Genomic DNA, 17,947 nt, shown 5'->3' on the forward strand with positions numbered 1-17,947 from the left:
ACACAAGGATACGCCCTTGTCTTGGGTACGAATCTACCAAAGCGCCCGCGTCGGGAACTTCCCGGCGCGGGCTTTTGGTATGGTTGTGGTTCAGCGCTCCAGATCGCGGCGGCGCTTGCGGTGGCGGGCTTTTTCCTCGGCCCGCTGGCGGGCCTGTTCTGCCAACGCCTTGCGGCAGGCGATGGTGGCTCGTACCCTTCGGAGAATCCTGTCACAGACTTCATCCTCGTGCCGCAGCGCCTTGATCTGGCGGGTCAGTCCGGCCCGGCGTTCGGCGGTGCCGGGCGGCGGGACCTTGTGCCGCAGCAGCCGGGCACAGTCGGCGCGCTCCTTGCAGAGGGCGTCGATCTGCGCCACCAGTTCCCGGCGGTGGGCCTCCACCTCGTCGGTGGTGTGGAAATCCCGGTCGAAGCAGAGGTGCATCTCCTCCAATGTGCGCTCCACGTTGCGCCAGATCGCTTCGATCTCCGGCCAGTTGATGGACGCCCGGGGATTCGGCTTGGCCTGTACCTTGTACCGGAAGTAGAGATACTTCCGGCCCAGGTGGGACTTTCCGAAGAGTTCGTCCAGCAGGCCCTTGTACCGCACCTTGGCCCAGGAACGGCAAACCGGGCGCCTGGGACGGTCATACCCACCGAACAGGCTGTAATAGTGGGGACCGAACTGGTAGTAGTGGGCGTCCAGTACCCGGGCCAGCGCGGGCCAGTCGAACTCCGGGCCCAGGCGGTGCACCCGCACCGGGCGGCCGCCGTCCACTGAGCGCAGCGTGGCGTACTTGCGGCCCTCCTCCCGCCGCCACAGGTAGCCCATCCGACACAGGGCCAGGGCAAAGTCCTCCTCGGTGCTGGTTTGCTGGAGGGCGGTTCGCAGTGCCTCCCGCATCCGGTTGTACCGGGTGGGCTCACCCCGGCGTTCCGCTTCGTAGAGGGAACGCGGTGCGCTTTTGCCTTGAGGCTGTACCACCGACAACCCCTGGGCCCGGCAGAGGGCATCGGAGGCGCGGCGCAGTTCCCGGTACTGGCTGCGGCGCTGTTCGTACTTTTTGCCATCCACATAAGACACCGCGTTGATGACAAAGTGGTTGTGCAGGCAGTGCGTGTTCATGTGGGTGGCCACCAGCACCTGGAACCGCCCGCCCCACACCTGACGGGCCAGTTCTACCCCGATGGCGTGGCACTGTTCCGGAGTCACCTCACCGGGCTGGAAACTCTGGTAGGCGTGCATCGCCACCACGCCTTCGGTCTTACCGAACTTCCGCTGCACCGCCCGCATATCCGCCCAGGCGGTTTCGGGGCGGCAGTGGATGCCGCTCACTAGTTTTGCGCTTTCCGTCAAGGAGGTCTTGGCGTCGTTCCCGGCGTAGTGCAGCGCCTGGGACAGGCCACCGTATTCGGTTTTCTCCGGGTTTGCGGCGTAGTCCACCACCCGGCGCAGGCTGTCCCGCACCGGCCAGATCTTGGTGACGGCCAGGGATTACTCCTTCGGCAGCAGGATATCCCGGATCTGGTCTGTTGCCGCCCGGCAGGGGAGCGCGTCCCCGGGCGGCAGACGGTCCGCCAGCGCATCCAGTTCTTCCAGAGCGGAAAACAAAGACGCGGGCGGATGAAACTGCGGCGTGTACCCCAGTGCCCGCTGCCGGAGATATTCCGACAGCGTCAGACCGCAGCGCCGGGCGGCGGTTTCCATCCGGTGTTTTTCAGCCGGTGTCACCCGCACGTTGATGCCCACGGTGCGGTTTCTCACGAGGCAGTCTCCCGTGAAAAATCGGGGCTCGGGGCCGTCCCCGTAGGAGCGGCGGTGTCCGCCGCGGCGAAGGGGTGCCCGTCGGCAACACAAAGCCCATGCTCGCTACCGTGATGCGGCCCCGGTGACGGTGATGACGACGATGACGGTACGGGGGCCGCACCCTCTTCACCAGCCGGTACCGTACCAGACGGTAAAGGGGATCCGCCGGTATCATCGTCACTGCCGTCATGACCGTCATCCCCGTCACAGGTGAAGCACAGCAGCCGGGTGTTGGAGGTGCGCCGGGACTGGTAGCGGATGCCCTGCGGGGCAAACACCGTGTAGAAGTGCTCTACCAGTTTGCGGGTGAACTGGTTGGGCTGTACCCCGGTGATGGCCGCGGCGGTCAGCAGTTCGGTGGCGGTGCCCGTCCAGCTGCTGGTGCGCTGGATAAAGTCCGCCGCCCGCCACAGATAGTCCGGAACGGCCTTCCGGACCTGCTCCTCGGCAGATTCCTCCTCCAACAGCTGCCAGATACAGTCCCGGGTCTGCAAATGGAGGGTGCAGCTGTCCATGTCACGGCCCGTCACCAGCAGCCGGGCCGTGTCGCTCATCCGCTGGCGCTGCAGCAGCCAGATGGTGTCGGCGGCACCCATCAGGCCATTGGACCCGGAAATCTGCTGAAACGGGTCGGATGCGCCCTGTTTGCGCAGATGATGCACCAGCAGCAACCCGATGCCGCGGCGGTCCGCCAGGGATTTCAGCGCGCTCATATCCTGGTAATCGCTGGCGTAAGCGCCGTTGTTCTGGTCGGCGGTGCGGACCTTCTGCAAGGTGTCGATGACCACCAACCCGGTTTCGGGGTGCTGGGACAGGAATTTCTCGATCTGGAGTTCCAGACCGTCCCCGATGGCGCAGCTTCCGGTCTGGAAGTACAACCGACTGGGAACGGGGTCCTCCGTCAGGCGGAACAAACGCCCCTGGATGCGGGCGTAGGTGTCCTCCAGACAGAGGTACAGTACAGTCTGTGGCTGGGTGGTGCGGCCCCAGATCTCGCCGCCCCGGGCCAGCTGCAGGCAAAGCCACAGGCACAGCCAGCTTTTGCCTGCCTTGCTGGCACCGGCCAACAAGGAAAGCCCGGCGGGCAGCAGGCCGGGAATCAGCCACCGTACCGGCGGCAGCGGGGTGGAAAGTAGAGTTTCAGCATCAATAGGTTCGTTTCTCTGCATGGCATACGCCTCCTTCTTGCTGGGCCACAGGCCGCCCAACGGGGCCCTGTGGCGCGACCTTTGCGACAATGCGGGTAACGTGCCCGCCGCCCGGCGGCGCGCGGCAGGGCGCGGATTTGGGCGGAGGTACGGAGTGAATCTTAATACGATTCACTTTGTCGGGAAAATCGCTTGCGTGAATCTTGTTAAGATACCTTTGGCCGCAATACAGCAGAAAGTGAATCATGCTATGATTCACTTTTCCTGCGGCGGATTTCCAGTGAATCATGCTATGATTCACTTTGCAGGTCTTGCCCGGCAAAACCCGCCCCGTGTGCATTGGTTAGCAGATAGCGGATGACGTTGATTTTGGGAATCTTGTAGGCGTTGCCCAGTTTGAGGGCCCCGATTTCCCCTTCTCCCAGCAGATCATACGCCGCATGACGGCTGATGCCCAACATAGTTTGCAGTTGCCGGACCGTCACCACATCGGGAAAGTCGGCAAACAGCAGGCCATAGCAGGCTTTCAGCTCTTTTTCCGGGATGAGGCGTTTCGCAGACATGCGACCCTCGTGGAATGAAAATGTACGGATTGGATAATCGTGTAAAAGTCTCCTTTCTGTAATCGCTTGCGAATGCTTTACTGAGCTTTCGCAAATTTGATAAGTATATTATAGTTCGCAAAAATGCGAACGTCAATATATTTCGCAAATTTGTTACAATTTTTCTTGAAAATGCGTTACGGACACAGTACAATGTAGAAAACACAGAAAGCGTGGAGGGCATATGACTGTCGGAAAAAAAATTCAGCTGGTACGCAAGCACCGCAAAATGACACAAAAAAAATTGGGCATCCGGATTGGCTTAGGCGAAAATGGAGCCAATCGGGTTGCCCAATATGAAATGGGGTATCGTGTGCCGAAAGAGGATTTGCTGGAGGCTATCGCTGCGGCACTGGATGTTCCGGTGGAAAACTTTTTGACGAAGGATACCTACCTGCAGGACGTTTTGCGGACTTTGTTATGGTTTGACTGGGAGCATCCCACTGAATTCCGACTGACCATTACCGATGCGGAGGAAGCTGGCAAAGATATGTCCGAGGTACGGCTTGCAGGGAATGCCAAGGTGCTGATGGACGGGGGAAACTATCAGCCTGCAACGGTCCTTTGGTCGAATGGGGCTGCAACAGACGTACTTATGCGGGAGTGGGCGATTCGTAAACAGGAGTTGGCATCCCATCAGATCACCAAGGATGAGTATCTGGAATGGCTATTGCAGTGGCCGGCATCCTCTGATCTGGCAGGCTTGAGAGAGCCGAGGCGGCAGTGGAGAAAGAATGAGTATAGCCATGGCAAGAACGAATAAAATGAGTGCCGATTAGAAGTTGTTTGATTTGACTTAAAAAGTGATACCTGAATATATAAGCTGAGAGGGCTAGATCCAGTCAAAATATTAGTATTAAGCGTGGCAGGAAGAAATCCGAAAACAGAGGATTTGGGCTCTCTTTCTTTGAAATGCGATAGGGTGGTAACAGTGCCGCCAGTATTCAAATCTTTGATATGCTCTGCTAAAAGGAAACGAGCAGAAACCATACGGTTCCTGCTCGTTTAGTTTGATGAATTGCACGCCCCGAATGAGCAGTTCTAGAAAAGTTTTCATCGGGACAGAAGCAAACGCGGTTCCTTGCTGGTATGGAAAGCAAACATTAATCAGGTATTAAACTGTCTTTTGATACGGACGAAAATCCGTTCAATGGTGTAGGCGACGGCGAACACCAGCAGGATGGCTACACCGGCGGTGCCGTAATCATAGCCTTGCAGGCTGTTGGAGATTACGTAACCGATGCCGCCGGCACCCACCATACCCAGGATGGCACATTCGGAAAAGTTGGTTTCCAGGCGCATGCCGGCCCAGGCCACGATCTGGGAAAAGGCCGCCGGCAGGATGGCGTTGCAGAAGATACTCAGCCGGCTGGCACCGGTCACCTCCAGAGATTCCACCGTTTCGTCCGGGATGCTTTCAAAGCTCTGGGCAAAGGATTTGGTGAAGAAAGCGGTGGTGTGTACACACAGGCCCGCCACACCGGCTTCCGGGCCCATGCCCAGGCAGACCAGCATCAGCAGAACCCACACGGGGGTGGGCACCGCCCGCAGAAAGGTGAAGAAGGACTGGGTCAGTACCGACAGAACTGGCAGGCGGAAGACGTTGCGGGCTGCCAGCATGCCAAAGACGATGCCCAGCAGCAGGCTGTACAGCAGAGAGAGCACAGCGATGGAGATGGTTTCCACCAGCGAGGAGAAAATCAGGTCCATGTTGGAAAAGTCCAGGTGTGCCAGATTCCAGAACACGATGCCTATATCCGGCACACGTGAAAGCATCTTGCCCCAGTCGATGCCCAGATACCACAAACTCAGCATGGCCAGCAAAGCGGTGCCAGTGAGGAAAACTGGGATAAAGGGATTGCGCTGACGGCACCGGACGGGGATGCGGCCCCGGGAATCCCGGGGGATGGCGGCTGCTTTGGCGGAAGAAACCATCGCGGGTTCGCCTGTTTCCAGGCAGGAAGACAGCTGCGGGCTCATTTCAACAGCTCCTTTCGCAGTTTGTTGGTGATCTGATCTACCGCAATGACCATGACAGCGATCAGCAAAATGATGCTGAGGGCCACGTCGTACTGAAAGCTTTTGATGTAGGAGAAGAGGGTCAGGCCCACACCGCCGCCGCCCACCATGCCGACGATGGTGGAGGCGCGGATGTTGACTTCCACCGAGTAGAGGAACCAGGAAAGGAACCCGCTCAGGCAGGAAGGCAGGATGGCCTGGGACACCCGCTGGGGAAAGCTGGCGCCGACGGTGAGAAGGCTTTCCACACAATCCTGGGAAACATCTTCCATGGTCTCCACGAAGGCGCGTACCAGAAAGGCGAAGCTGGTGATGCACAGGGCCACAAAACTCACACCTGTACCGATGCCCAGGGAAGAGAAGAGGATGAACGCCCACACCAGGGCGGGAATGTTGCGCAGGAAAGTGGCGAAGCCGCGGACGAATTTGGCGGCGCGGGGGAAAGGGGAAACCTTTTCACTGCCGAACAGAGAAACGAAGAAGGCCAGAATGGCGGCTACGGTGGTGGAGGACAGGGCCAGCGCCAGAGTCACCACCACGCTTTCCAGTACGCCGGGAATACGGCTTGCCTTGGGCAGGGCGGGCGGCAGAAAATCCTGGGTAATAAACTCCCAGAAAGCGCCGCTGTTGGCCGCCAGCACGCCGGGATTGAAGCCGGTGAGCAGGGTGCAGACCACAAAAAGGACCACTGCGGCAATGATAAAACCGGTGTACAGCCGTTTCAGGTCACGCGCAATCAGCGGAATCCGTCCGGTCATTTGCCTTCCCTCCCATCATCAGATTTTCCCGCGCGGTACCATAGATGCGTTCGATCACGTCCGGGGTCAGTTCGGCGGGCGGACCGTCAAACACGACTTGACCTTTGCTCAGGCCGATGATGCGGGTGGAATACTGCATGGCCACGTCAAGCTGGTGCAGGTTGACCAGGCAGGCAATGTTGCGCTTGGCGGTCATGGTGCGCAGCAGATCCATGATGGTTTTGGCGCTGGAAGGGTCCAGCGAGGCGATGGGTTCGTCGCACAGAAGAAGTTTGGGCTGCTGCATGATGGCGCGGGCGATGCCCACCCGCTGTTTTTGTCCGCCCGAAAGATCGGAGGCACGGTTGTAGGCAAAGTCCTGCAGGCCCAGTTCCTCCAGCAGTTCCAGGGCGCGGCGCTTGTCCTCTTCGCTGTACAGGCCCAGGATGCCTTTCATGCCCGGCATATAACCCAGACGGCCGTGCAGTACGTTCTGCAGCACCGACAGGCTGTACACCAGATTGTAGTTCTGGAAGATCATGCCTACCTTGCGGCGCAGGGCACGCAGGTCCCGCCCGTGCTGACGGGACACATTCTCACCGTCCAGCCAGACAGTACCGCCGCTGATGGGGATCAGGGCATTGATGGCCCGCAGCAGGGTGGATTTGCCCGACCCGGAAGGTCCGATGACCGAGATGAATTCACCTTCGGATACGGTCAGATTGATCCCTTGCAGCGCATGCACGCCGTTGGGGTAGTTCTTGGTCACATTGTCAAAGCGTAAAAACGGTTCCATAGCAAATTCTCCTGCCGCGGGGCTGCTCAAAATTCGTTGATGATCTTGTTCAGTTCGATGATGTCTTCGTAGTCGCTCATATCACAGGCCACAAAGCGGGCGCCGGGGACCTTGATCACGTCGGTGAAGTACTGTTCGTTGTCGTAGGTGGTCAGGAATTCCACCAGCTTGTCCCGGGTCTCCTGGTCCACGTGTTCGGCCACCACCACGGCTTCGGCGGGGATGGCAGCGGATTCATGGATGATCTTGATGTCACTTTCGGCAGCGTTGCCGTTGGCGATCTCGGAAGCCAGAATCTGGTCGGAGATGGGCACCACGTCCACATCGCCCTTGATGACGGCCTGCAGACCGGCCTGATGAGAACCGGAGAAGCTCACGGCCTCAAAGAAGTCGCCGTTGGTGTGCAGCTTGTCGGAATTCAGCTCCTCGTCGGGGAAAGCCTGGATGATCTCGGCGGTGGGGACCAGGTTGCCGGAGGTGGAATCCGGGTCCACAAAGGCCATGGTCTTGCCCTTGATGTCCTCAATGGAGTTGATGTCCTCATTGGCGCTGCTGGTGATGAGAACCGAGTGATAGATGGCCTTTTCGGGGTCGCCGTCCTCCGCCTTCATGACGATGGGCTCCAGATCGGTGCGTTCCACGCCCAGGGCCAGGGCCTGGGAACCCATATAGGCCATGTCGGCGCTGCCGGTGCGCAGGGCCTCGATAATGGCGTTGTAGTCGCTGGCCTGGATCTCTTCCACCTCGCAGCCCAGCACAGCGCTCAGATCGTCAGCCAGGCCGTTGCGGGCGTCGGCGGCTTCGGTGTTGGATTCGTTGGGGGCATAGGCGATGGTGAAAACCCCATCCTCACCGCCGGGGCCGGTTTCGCCGGCAGCGGTGCTGTCGGTGCCGCCGCAGCCCGCCAGGGCAGCGGTCATCATAGCGGCCAGGGTCAGGGCGAACAGTTTGGTTTTGCGGTTCATAATGCAGCACACTCCTTTGTCAGCGCATACAGGGCACGGCGTCCATGCAGTAAATGGATTCCAGCATGGCTTCGATGCAGTCGGGGGTGAGGGTCACGGGGTTGTTGTCGGCCCGGCCTTTGGTGATGCCCAACCCGGCCAGGTGGGCCAGGTCACTGTGGACAACGCCCCAGCCTTCCAGCGAGGCGGGCTGGGCGGACCGGATGAGCAGCCCGGCAATCCGGCGCTGCAGCATTGCGGCGCTGTTTACACCCAGAGCGTCCATCAGGGCATCCGGGTCCTGTACGGCGGGGGCGTTCAGGGCCAGGACCGGGGCCAGCAGAAGAGCCACCGCCGCACCATGGGGGATGCCGTAGTGCATGGTCAGCGGGTAGGAGATAGAATGGCAGGCCGTGGTTTTGGTGTTGCTGAAAGCCAGCCCGGCCAGCATACTGCCCCGGGCCATGGCGTCGTGGGCTTCGATGCTGCCGGAGAACAGGTCATCAATGTTGCCCATGATGGTGCGGATGGCTTCCAGCGCCAGCGCACGGGAAACGGCATTGGTGCTGCGGGCCCAATAGCTTTCCACCGCATGGGCCACGGCGTCCAGCGCGGAGGAGACAGCCAGCCGTACCGGCATGCCCTGGGCCAGTTCCGGGTCCACCAGGGCGGCCCAGGCGTAGTTCTCCTTGCTTTCCAGCGAGCGCTTGGCATCCTGCTCGGGGTCCCAGATAGTGGCCCAGCAGGTTACCTCGCTGCCGGTGCCGGCGGTGGTGGGGACCCCGATCCAGCGGGCGGCGGGTTTCAGCCCGCCTGCGGCGATGCGCGCCCGCAGATCGTCGGTGTCTTTCAGAGGGCAGCCGTACAGGCAGCACAGGGACTTGGCCACGTCCAGGATGGTGCCGCCGCCCACGCCGATCACAACATTGGGGGCAAAGTCGCGGGTGGACTCCCAGGTGTCGAAGAGTTGTTCCACCGTGGGGTTGGAAGCGGTGAACACCAGGCTGCGGCCTTCAAATTCGCAGCCCGGCGCCAATAAGGCGGCCAGAACGGGATGCTGCAGGGCTTCTTCGCTCCAGGCAATCACCAGTACCCGGCGCTGGTCCTGAGGCAGCTTGTGCAGCAGTTCGGGCAGCCGGGCCAGACAGCCGGGACCCTGGATGGTCTGTACGGGATTAAAGTAGCAGTTCACAGCGCAGCCACCTCCCCATGGGCCAGACGGCGGTTCAGTTCCTCGATGGCAGCGGGCAGGTCGCGGATGGAGTCGATGACCAGGTCGGCACCGGCTTCGATGTAGCGCTGGGAGGCGTCAGCCTTGCGGGCGGCCAGTTCTTCGGCAGGCATGGCAGCGTATTCTTCTGGGGTCAGACCCAGCAGGTTGGAACCGGTCAGGATACCGATGCTGAAAGCCCCGGCGTTTTTGCCTTCCCGCATGTCCACCGTCGTATCACCCACTTTGACCACATGGCAGGGGGGATAGACATTCATCCGGTGCATACATTCAAACAACATGAAGGGGCTGGGGCGGCCAATGCCGGTGGCGTCGGGGGTCACCACACAGTCGGGAGTGTAACCGCCGGCGGCGGCGCGGGGCAGAACCTCCTGCATCATCCAGTCATTGTAGCCGGTGGTGGAACCGATCTTCAGACCGGCCTTGCGCAGAGCCTCTACTGTTTCCACAACGCCTTCCATAGGATCGCTGCGTTCCGCCACCACCTGGTGCAGGGTGTCCTCAAATTTCCGGTACAGGGCATCCACATCCTCCTCATACCAGGGGCGGCCGTACTGGCCCTGCCATTGGTTGCGGCCGGATTCGCAGGAAAGCAGTTCCCGGATGTGGGCTTTCTTTTCCAGCCCCATGGGGCGGTTGATCTCTTCCTTGGTCAGATGCAGACCGGCCGCGCTGAAAACGCGGTCGAATACCTCGCTGGGAGCACTGGAACCGTAGTCCACCGTTGTGCCAGCCCAGTCAAAAACAACCAATTCGATTTTGTTATTGGTATCCATCAGGAGCACCTCTTGTTCAATTACATTCTTTTGCAGTTGAGTGCGGCTTTTTGCTGGCCACAGCTGCATTATACGCTGCAAAATGCAGCATCATCAAGCAAGAGGCGGCAAAGAATCTGTAAAAAAGCCGTAAGAGCGTTTCCGGCACGAAGCACAGAAAAGCTCTTACGGCGTAAAACGGCAATATCACAGGATGCGGATGCCTTTTTTCTGATATTTTTCCCGGATTTCCGGGGGAACGTGGTCATCCATGACCACAAAATCCACCTGTTCGAGGGCAAGGACCTTTCGCTTGGAGCATTGCCCCAATTTGCTGGAATCCATGACTGCCACCACCTGGCGGCCTTGTGCAGCCAGCAGCTGAATGACACCAACTTCGTTCATCCGGAAATCGGTAAAGCCGTCCTTGTAGTTGAGGGCATTGATGGAAAGCAGGACCAAGTCGGGGTAGAACTGTCCGAAGCTCTGCTCACAAAGACTGCCGTATGTGGAGCGTTCCTGGGGGTCCAGCATGCCGCCCACGGCAATGACCCGGATGGTGGGGGACTGCATCAGCACATTGAGGGCTGCGCAGTTGTTGGTCACAACGGTGCAGCGCAGACCGGCAGCCACCATCTCCTGGGCGACGATGGTGTTGGTGGTACCGGAGTTCAGCGCTACCACATCTTTCTCCTTGATATAAGAAAGGGCTTTGCGGGCAGCTTCCCGTTTGAGGTCGCTGTGGATGATCTCCCGCCCCGTAAAATCGGAAAACAGAACCCGGGATTCCGGCAGGCAGGCGCCGCCGCGCACGCAGCGGATGTGCCCGCTCTGCTCCATGGTCTTGAGGTCCCGGCGCACGGTATCTACGGAAATATGCAGCTGGCGGCTCAGCTCGCTGACCTTGACGGTGGACTGAAGTTGAAGCTGCTGCAAAATATAATTTTCTCGTTCCTGATACAGCACTTGGCGCTCCCTCACTTTGCGGCAATTTGCTGTTTTTATCCTACAAGATTTTTTATGTGATTGCAAGGGGAGGAGCAAAGGTTGGCAAAGCAAAACGGGTAGATGCTGATTGAACCAGACAACGCTGGCTTTGATATGAACGCCGCCTGCCTATTAATGGTATGGCGAAACAGGGAAAAAGGCTATTAATGGCAGGGAGGCCTTCTGAAAAAAGAGAATAGAGTGGTGATTTTGGAGCGACCCGGAATGCGGGATAGAGTAATTTATCCGCTCATTAATTCAATAACGCTCAAAGTTGTGTAATGGCCGGAAGTACGAATCTATTTCTACAGGATATCAACCGGTTTTTTAGGCTTCTAATTATTTGCTAATTATGATTATTAGAATAATGATTAGAAAAAGCTGGGCCTTGTTATACAGACTTCGCCAATCATTCAAAGTTATACTTACAATAAATGGCGACATAGATTGATTCTTTGGCGGATTTCTTCAGAAAATAGATGATAAAGAGTAATAATACAATAAGAAGATAACATGTTATTGTATAATCACATAAAATATGTTATTATTAAAAAAATGTTATTAGCGAAATTGAATTCGTAGAGTAAAAGGGAGGAGCATCTATGGAGTCGATCCAACTGGAACAAATGCTCGGCATTCCGATTCAGATAACTCCTTGGGAGGGAAAAAATCAGCTCCCGCTGTACTTGGTATACGGAAGAAACTTTGATGTTGTTTCGACTGGTTCTGTCAAGTTTATGCTGGTGACTATGCAGTTGGATGGAAGGTTTAACATCCAGCAGATTGCCGGACAGGTGGAAAAAATAGCAAAGGCAGCAAATATGACGGTGGCTCTGAACCTATCAAGCATGACACCATACCAGCGCAAGGCTATGACAGAGAAGGGGATTCCTTTTATTATGTTGCCTAACCAGGTGTATCTGCCTTTTCTGAGCATTAGTTTGCGAAAGCATGCGTTTAGAAAAGAAAGCGTGTCCTATGGACGACTTCAGGCAACGGCGCAACAAGTATTTCTGTATCTGTTTTACCACAGAACATCGCTTGGAATTAGTAAGAGCAATCTGGCAGAACAGTTGAACCTGACCAGAACCAGTATTACCCGGGCGATAGAACAGTTAGATGCGCTAGGAGTATTGCAAAAAAGAGATAGTCTGCGCAGTCCGATATTGTTGAATCCAATGGCAGACCTAAAGAAAATTGTCCAAGAAGATCTGATTGATCCAGTACAGAAACGGGTGGTAATCCGAAGCCAGGATCTACCGGACGCCGTGTGGCTTGCAGGAGAAAGCTGTTTGTCAGAGTACTCGATGCTGAATCCTCCGCATATGGAGGTATACGCTTGTGATAAAAAGAAAATCTCTGCGCAGGCTTTTACGGTGGTGGACCCGGTGTGGGAGAACACGGATGGTTGTGTCCAGCTGGAATTGTGGAAATATTCACCTGAACCATTTGCCAAAAAAGGAAGAGTTGATAAAATTTCTTTGTACTGCTCTTTAAGGCGGAGCACGGATGAAAGAGTTCAAGGAGAACTGGAAATGATGCTGGAGGAAATAGAATGGTAAAGGGTATGAAATCATTTGTGGAACAGTTCCGAGAGTTTCCCGATTGCTATACGGTCATTGGCGGTGCGGCCTGTGATGTACTGTTGACGGAAGCTGGTTTGGATTTTCGTGCTACGAAAGATATTGATATGATTCTTGTGTTGGAGGGCGATTTCCCAGGATTCGGGCACAAGTTCTGGGAATACATCAAGATGGGTGGATATCGCTGCGGCTGGAAAAATAGCGAGTCGGTTCATTTTTACCGCTTCACGGAACCGCAGAGGCCGGATTTCCCGGTTCAGATGGAGCTGTTTTCCCGTAACCCGGATTACCACCTTGAAACACCGCAGGGCATCATACCAATCCATATTGATGATGAGACCTCAAGTCTTTCCGCTATCCTACTGGATGATAATTACTACAGGTTGATGATGCAGGGGCGTACGCAGGTTGAGGGAGTTACACTCTTGGGAGCAGAATGTTTAATCCCTTTCAAAATGTACGCTTGGCTGGATTTGCGTCGCAGAAAAGAAGCAGGTGAACATGTAAACAGTCACGATTTTCGAAAGCACAAGCTGGATGTCTTTAGACTGCTACAGATCGTTCCGCAGAATGCGAAAATTGATGTCGGAAATGTAATTCAAGCAGATATAGCCGAATTCCTGAAGAGAATGGAAGAGGAAAATTTAAATCTGGAACAGATTGGTGTCCCGATGAGTAAGGAAGAAGCTTTTGAGCAGCTTCGTAGGATGTACTTATAATAAAGTGGTTTTGGGTAGTTGTAGCAAAGAATGATTGTGAAAAATGCATGGCAGCATTATTATGCGGCCATGCATTTTTGGCAGAGTAGAATGGATTATCCCTTGTTGGGACTGATGTTTTGTTCCACCTCCTGTATCATCCCATAATGTTTCCCACTCTTCCTCGTGATCCTGTTATAATCATCCGATACCAGATAGTCCAATAGCCAGGTTTTCGGCACCATAAACCGTGGGCGGCGCCGGATGGTGCGCAGGCGGCCCTCAGTGCACCAACGGCTGACCGTGTGGGGTGTGTAGCCGGTGAAGCGGGCGATCTGCTCTACGGTCAGTACGTCGGGGGCGTCGGCCAGCTGCTGTTCCAGATGGCGGCGGAGGAGCAGACGGCTGGCGATCTCGTAGTCGAGAGTGCGGGTCAGGGATACGGCGGGCGGTTTGTGCTGGGGATAGTTCTTATACCACCCGCTGGGAGGAGCGTAATGCTCCGGTTCGGTGAGACGGCGGCGCAGGTAGGCGGCCACGTCTGCTTTGGCGATCTTGTAGCAACGGGTGCGCTTGCCGGTGTGGAGGCAGGGCACAAGCCCGCTCTGGAGCAGGTATAGCGAGGTGCGGGTGCCAATGTGGCAGGCGATGCGGAAGTCGTTGCGGCTCATGGGATCGGGATAGGGCGCCAGCAGCGTGTCGATTTCCTTTGCCAGCCGGTCCTGTGTAATGGTTTGTTCGTTCATGGTTGGATTCTCCTTTGATGATATTCGGACCCGGAGAAACCGTATCTGTACGACAAGATTCTTGAATTTTGGAGTGATTTTCTCGCCTGCGGGGAAATTTTGCGCCGGGACAAAAAGCCGGAACCAGCCCCGGCGGGCCAAATGCCCTGCCGGTTATCTTGCACGGCATCTTGCATTTTTCCCGGAAGGCGTTGCTTTTCGCCCCAAGGGGTGGTACTATACTTTTACTTGTACCCACGCGGTTTTATGGGAGAGTGCCCGGAAAATTCGCGTGGCGTGGCCAAAATGGGCGGGACGAAACGGCCTGTTTTGACCCTGGGGGAGCACAAAGGGCATTGGGGACACAAAACTCGAAATGCGATAGGGCGTTAACAGCGCCGCCAGAGTTCAAATCTCTGATGCTCCGCCAGATAAGGGCAAGGACGGAAACGTCCTTGCCCTTATTCTTTTGTATGCTTTAGCAAAATGAGAGCTCCCAGCTCTGCTGGGGAGAGTAAAAAAGCTTTAGCTCCAAGCGTCGAGCGAAGCGAGAAAAAATCAACAACTTTACTATTGTCAAGAAAGCTGATCTTGGATAAACAGCGCCCGTTTACGGGCTGTAGGGCAAATGATGCAAGTGGCGGATTTTTCAGTGCCTCTTGAGAAGCTTGCCGGTACGATGCCCTTCTAGGGCTTACTCAAGCCACCGGCTAAGCGGGTGGTTTTGATAGTGCATCCATATATCCGCTGCCGATTCTGCGGCAGGAAAAACGGACAGAATGTTCCATAAAATGAAATACTGATTTCAAAAATTGAAATTTCGGCGGCCTTGGCAAAATCCGGCACGGAATTTGTGCAGATTGCGTCTTGCCGCTGGCAGGCGGCTTTTTTATAATAAAGCCAAAACCAATACAGCCGCCCTGCAGCGGCCCGTGAAAGAGGTGCATTGTATGAAAATCGGAATGATCGGTCTGGGGATTATGGGCAAGCCTATGGCCAAAAATTTGCTCAAAGCCGGATATGACCTGACGGTTAGCAGCTTCAACAAGGCTGCCGATGAACTGGTGGCCCTGGGCGCCCAGAAGGCCGAGAACAAGCGGATCGGGGAAACCTGCGATGTGGTACTGACCATGCTGCCGGACTCCCCTCAGGTCAAGCAGGTCATGCTGGGGGAGGACGGCGTGGCTGCCCATATGCATCCGGGCAGCGTGTATATCGATATGAGTTCCATCAATCCCCTGGCCAGCAAAGAGGTAGCCGCGGCGCTGGTCCAGCGCGGCATCGAGATGCTGGATGCACCGGTGTCCGGCGGTGAGCCCAAGGCTATTGACGGGACTCTGTCCTTCATGGTGGGCGGCAAACAGGAAGTATTTGACCGCTACAAGCCGCTGCTGAGCGCCATGGGTTCCAGTGTGGTGCGCTGTGGTGAAGTGGGCGCCGGCAACACCACCAAGCTGGCCAACCAGATCATTGTGGCCTGCAATATCCAAGCCCTGGCGGAAGCCCTGACCCTGGCCCAGAAGGCGGGGGTAGACCCCGAACTAGTGTTCCAGGCCATTAAAGGCGGTCTGGCCGGCAGCACTGTCATGAACGCCAAGGCGCCCATGATGCTGGAAGGCAATGATAAGCCCGGGTTCCGGATCGATCTGCACATCAAGGACCTGAAAAATGCCCTGGACTGTGCCCACATGGTAGGGTCCCCCCTGCCCATGACCGCCGAAGTGCAGGAAGTACTGCAGTGGCTGCACAACAACGGCTGCGGTCAGAATGACCACAGCGCCATTGCCAAGTTTTATGAGCACCTCACCGGGCTGAAGCTGGGCCGGTAAGGCGAATGGTTGACAAACCGGGGTGAGGCTGTTACTTTTGTAGGTAAAAGAACGGCCTGCGGGCCGCACAGGAGGATGCTCCACCATGGCCAAAATTGCCATTTTTGCGCCTTATCCGGACAGCTGTGAACTTTTGACGTCCATGTTGCCTGATTTTCCACACCTGACACCGCTATGTGTGGAATACATCTCCACCGACCGGGTGGTGCAGCGGGCCAGTACCTTGCAGCAGCAGGGGTGCGACCTGATCATCGCCCGCGGTCTGCAGGCAACGCTGCTCCGCCGGTGCGTGTCGCTGCCCTTGGTGGAAATTCGTGCCACCATGCAGGAGATTGCCCGCCCGGTGAACGAACTCAAACAGACACTGGGCGTCGACTGCCCGGTGCTGGGGCTGGTGGGAATTGCCAATATGTTTCCGGACCTGTCGGCCTTCAATGAACTATTTGGGGTACGCCTGGTTCCGTACCTGGTGCAGGACCGGGCCGAGCTGACCCAAGCGGTAGCCAATGCCGTGGCAGAGGGGGCTCTGGCGCTGATTGGGGGCCGCACTGTTTGTGAGCAGGCCCGGCAACTGGGAGTGCCCAGCCGTTTTTTGCCGGCTGGGCCGGACAGTTTGCGGGCGGCTCTGGAGATGGCAAATCTGTCCAGCCAGGCCATTGACCAGGAAAAACGAAATAGCGCCGAGATTAATGTCATGCTGGACAGCGCCCAGAGCGGTATGCTTCAGGTAGACCGGGAAGGAACGGTCCGCCGGGCCAATGCGGCGGCGTACCGGCTGTTAGAGCCGGAACCGGATCGGGTTCTGCGTCATCCGGTGACCGAACTGCTGCCTGCCCTGGACCCCGGCGCCCTGGAAGCGGCGCTGCTTCAGGGGCAGGAAAGCTATACGGTGGTGCCTGGCGAACAGGACCGGGCACTGATGGTGAGCATCAATCCCATCCGGGTGGACGGAGGTAGCGACGGTGTTCTGCTGACCCTGCAGGAAGGCGACCGCATTATCCGTATGGACAGTGAGCTGCGCCGGGAATTGTACCAGCGGGGCTGCATTGCGGGATGCAGATTTCAGAATTATGTCTGCTGCAGCGCGGTCACACGCAAGCTGGTGGATCTTGGCAAGCGCATTGCCCGGTATAGTACACCGGTTCTTCTGCAGGGAGAAAACGGCACCGGCAAGGGTTTGCTGGCCCAGTGTCTGCACAATGAAAGCCTGCTGCGCGCCAATGCCTTTGTGTCTGTGGATTGCAGTGCCTGGCCGCCCGAAACGGTGGACGCTATGCTCTTTGGCAATTACACCAGCCGCCGGGACAATCCCTGCATGGCAGAACTGGCGGAGAACGGAACGCTGTATCTGGCCCATGTGGATGCCCTGCCCTATGAAACCCAGTATAAACTGTTTTGCCTGATCCGGGGCAAGTTCTGGCACAATGGCAGCAACCGGCCTGGCCAGGCAACCGTGCGGGTCATAGCTTCCACCGGAGCCAACCTCGTTGCCATGGTGGAGAAAGGCAGCTTTCGCGGAGAGCTTTATTATGCTCTTACGGCGCTGAGTCTGCAGGTTCCGCCCCTGCGGCAGCGGCGGGAGGATATTCCCGAATGGATAGACCATTACCTGGACCTGTGGCAGCAGCGATACAAACGGTTTGTAAGGCTGAGCCAGGGGGCACGGAAATTTTTACAGGAGTACGACTGGCCCGGCAATCTGGACCAGATCAGCAGCATCTGTGAGCGCACGGTTCTGATGACCCAAAAGCGTACGGTGGATGAAGTCTTTCTGCGCAGCCAGCTGGAACAGGTCAGCCCCCGTTTGGACCCCTGTACCAAGGAGATTGTGCGCTACCGGGACCGCAGAGCTGACCAGATTGCAGAGCTTCTGCGCCGATACCATGGCAATCGGACCAAGGTGGCCCAGGAACTGGGAATCAGCAAAACGACCCTGTGGCGCTGCATCAAAAAGTATGGCATCAGCCCTGCAGAGGGCGACGACGCAGAATACTGATTCATAAGAATCGTGTTATGAGAGGTCTTTGCGGCAACTTTCAGTGAAAAGAATTATGTGCAAAGGCGATTTATAACTGGTTGCTGTTCTGGCTACAAAAGATGTGAAAAAG

The 17,947-nt window shown here is 56.8% G+C and carries 17 protein-coding genes; 5 read left to right on the forward strand and 12 right to left on the reverse strand.

Going from position 1 to position 17,947, the window contains the following annotated elements; genetic code table 11:
* Nucleotides 1-90: 90 nt before the first annotated feature.
* The 4 genes from H6B15_RS01385 to H6B15_RS01400 form a co-directional block, all read right to left on the reverse strand.
* Nucleotides 91-1,446 (reverse strand): relaxase/mobilization nuclease domain-containing protein, encoded by a 1,356-nt coding sequence (locus H6B15_RS01385; protein ID WP_204645300.1) that lies wholly within the window; start codon nt 1,444-1,446, stop codon nt 91-93.
* Nucleotides 1,447-1,473: 27 nt separating this feature from the next.
* Entirely contained in the window at nt 1,474-1,743 is a 270-nt protein-coding gene (locus H6B15_RS01390; RefSeq protein WP_204645301.1) for a plasmid mobilization protein, read from the reverse strand.
* Nucleotides 1,740-2,954 carry an AAA family ATPase gene (locus H6B15_RS01395; RefSeq protein WP_204645302.1) on the reverse strand — a complete coding sequence of 405 codons (1,215 nt, stop codon included), beginning with the start codon at nt 2,952-2,954 and terminating at the stop codon, nt 1,740-1,742. The genes H6B15_RS01390 and H6B15_RS01395 overlap by 4 nt, the downstream gene beginning before the upstream one ends.
* Before the next feature lie 269 nt (nt 2,955-3,223).
* Entirely contained in the window at nt 3,224-3,496 is a 273-nt protein-coding gene (locus tag H6B15_RS01400) for a helix-turn-helix domain-containing protein (RefSeq protein WP_204645303.1), read from the reverse strand.
* Nucleotides 3,497-3,719: 223 nt separating this feature from the next.
* Here H6B15_RS01400 and H6B15_RS01405 point away from each other — a divergent pair, with 223 nt between their 5' ends.
* The gene (locus H6B15_RS01405; RefSeq protein ID WP_204645304.1) at nt 3,720-4,298 is read left to right on the forward strand and encodes a helix-turn-helix domain-containing protein; all 579 of its coding nucleotides are present in this window, start codon (nt 3,720-3,722) and stop codon (nt 4,296-4,298) included.
* A 344-nt stretch (nt 4,299-4,642) separates the two neighbouring features.
* On the opposite strand, the gene H6B15_RS01410 is transcribed toward H6B15_RS01405, so the two are convergent.
* From H6B15_RS01410 to H6B15_RS01440, 7 genes are all read right to left on the reverse strand, one after another.
* On the reverse strand, nt 4,643-5,515 hold the full coding sequence (locus H6B15_RS01410; RefSeq protein WP_243424218.1) for a PhnE/PtxC family ABC transporter permease: 873 nt from the start codon (nt 5,513-5,515) through the stop codon (nt 4,643-4,645).
* Nucleotides 5,512-6,312, reverse strand: coding sequence for a PhnE/PtxC family ABC transporter permease (locus H6B15_RS01415; protein WP_204645305.1), 801 nt, complete (start codon nt 6,310-6,312; stop codon nt 5,512-5,514). The genes H6B15_RS01410 and H6B15_RS01415 overlap by 4 nt, the downstream gene beginning before the upstream one ends.
* Nucleotides 6,281-7,087: a phosphonate ABC transporter ATP-binding protein gene (gene phnC, locus H6B15_RS01420; protein ID WP_204645309.1), complete on the reverse strand. Its 807-nt coding sequence runs from the start codon at nt 7,085-7,087 to the stop codon at nt 6,281-6,283. Before phnC ends, H6B15_RS01415 begins: the two co-directional genes overlap by 32 nt.
* A 26-nt stretch (nt 7,088-7,113) precedes the next feature.
* Complete coding sequence (locus H6B15_RS01425; protein WP_204645310.1) at nt 7,114-8,052, reverse strand: phosphate/phosphite/phosphonate ABC transporter substrate-binding protein; 939 nt, start codon at nt 8,050-8,052, stop codon at nt 7,114-7,116.
* A gap of 19 nt (nt 8,053-8,071) precedes the next feature.
* Nucleotides 8,072-9,223, reverse strand: a complete 1,152-nt coding sequence (locus H6B15_RS01430; protein WP_204645311.1) for an iron-containing alcohol dehydrogenase — start codon at nt 9,221-9,223, stop codon at nt 8,072-8,074.
* Nucleotides 9,220-10,038 carry a phosphonoacetaldehyde hydrolase gene (gene phnX, locus H6B15_RS01435; protein WP_204645312.1) on the reverse strand — a complete coding sequence of 273 codons (819 nt, stop codon included), beginning with the start codon at nt 10,036-10,038 and terminating at the stop codon, nt 9,220-9,222. The genes H6B15_RS01430 and phnX overlap by 4 nt, the downstream gene beginning before the upstream one ends.
* A 186-nt stretch (nt 10,039-10,224) precedes the next feature.
* On the reverse strand, nt 10,225-10,983 hold the full coding sequence (locus tag H6B15_RS01440; RefSeq protein WP_204645313.1) for a DeoR family transcriptional regulator: 759 nt from the start codon (nt 10,981-10,983) through the stop codon (nt 10,225-10,227).
* Between the two features lie 623 nt (nt 10,984-11,606).
* On the opposite strand from H6B15_RS01440, the gene H6B15_RS01445 reads away from it, so the two are divergent.
* Complete coding sequence (locus H6B15_RS01445) at nt 11,607-12,566, forward strand: HTH domain-containing protein (protein WP_204645314.1); 960 nt, start codon at nt 11,607-11,609, stop codon at nt 12,564-12,566.
* Between the two features lie 5 nt (nt 12,567-12,571).
* The gene (locus H6B15_RS01450; protein ID WP_243424219.1) at nt 12,572-13,306 is read left to right on the forward strand and encodes a hypothetical protein; all 735 of its coding nucleotides are present in this window, start codon (nt 12,572-12,574) and stop codon (nt 13,304-13,306) included.
* Nucleotides 13,307-13,401: 95 nt separating this feature from the next.
* Here H6B15_RS01450 and H6B15_RS01455 read toward each other — a convergent pair whose 3' ends face one another.
* Nucleotides 13,402-14,031, reverse strand: coding sequence for a hypothetical protein (locus tag H6B15_RS01455; RefSeq protein ID WP_204645317.1), 630 nt, complete (start codon nt 14,029-14,031; stop codon nt 13,402-13,404).
* 839 nt (nt 14,032-14,870) lie between these two features.
* Here H6B15_RS01455 and garR point away from each other — a divergent pair.
* Nucleotides 14,871-15,839 carry a 2-hydroxy-3-oxopropionate reductase gene (gene garR / locus H6B15_RS01460; protein WP_204645318.1) on the forward strand — a complete coding sequence of 323 codons (969 nt, stop codon included), beginning with the start codon at nt 14,871-14,873 and terminating at the stop codon, nt 15,837-15,839.
* 85 nt (nt 15,840-15,924) lie between these two features.
* Nucleotides 15,925-17,835, forward strand: coding sequence for a sigma 54-interacting transcriptional regulator (locus tag H6B15_RS01465; RefSeq protein ID WP_204645324.1), 1,911 nt, complete (start codon nt 15,925-15,927; stop codon nt 17,833-17,835).
* The last annotated feature ends 112 nt before the right edge of the window (nt 17,836-17,947 follow it).

It is taken from the genome of Gemmiger formicilis (genome assembly GCF_016900095.1).
Classification (GTDB): domain Bacteria; phylum Bacillota; class Clostridia; order Oscillospirales; family Ruminococcaceae; genus Gemmiger; species Gemmiger formicilis_A.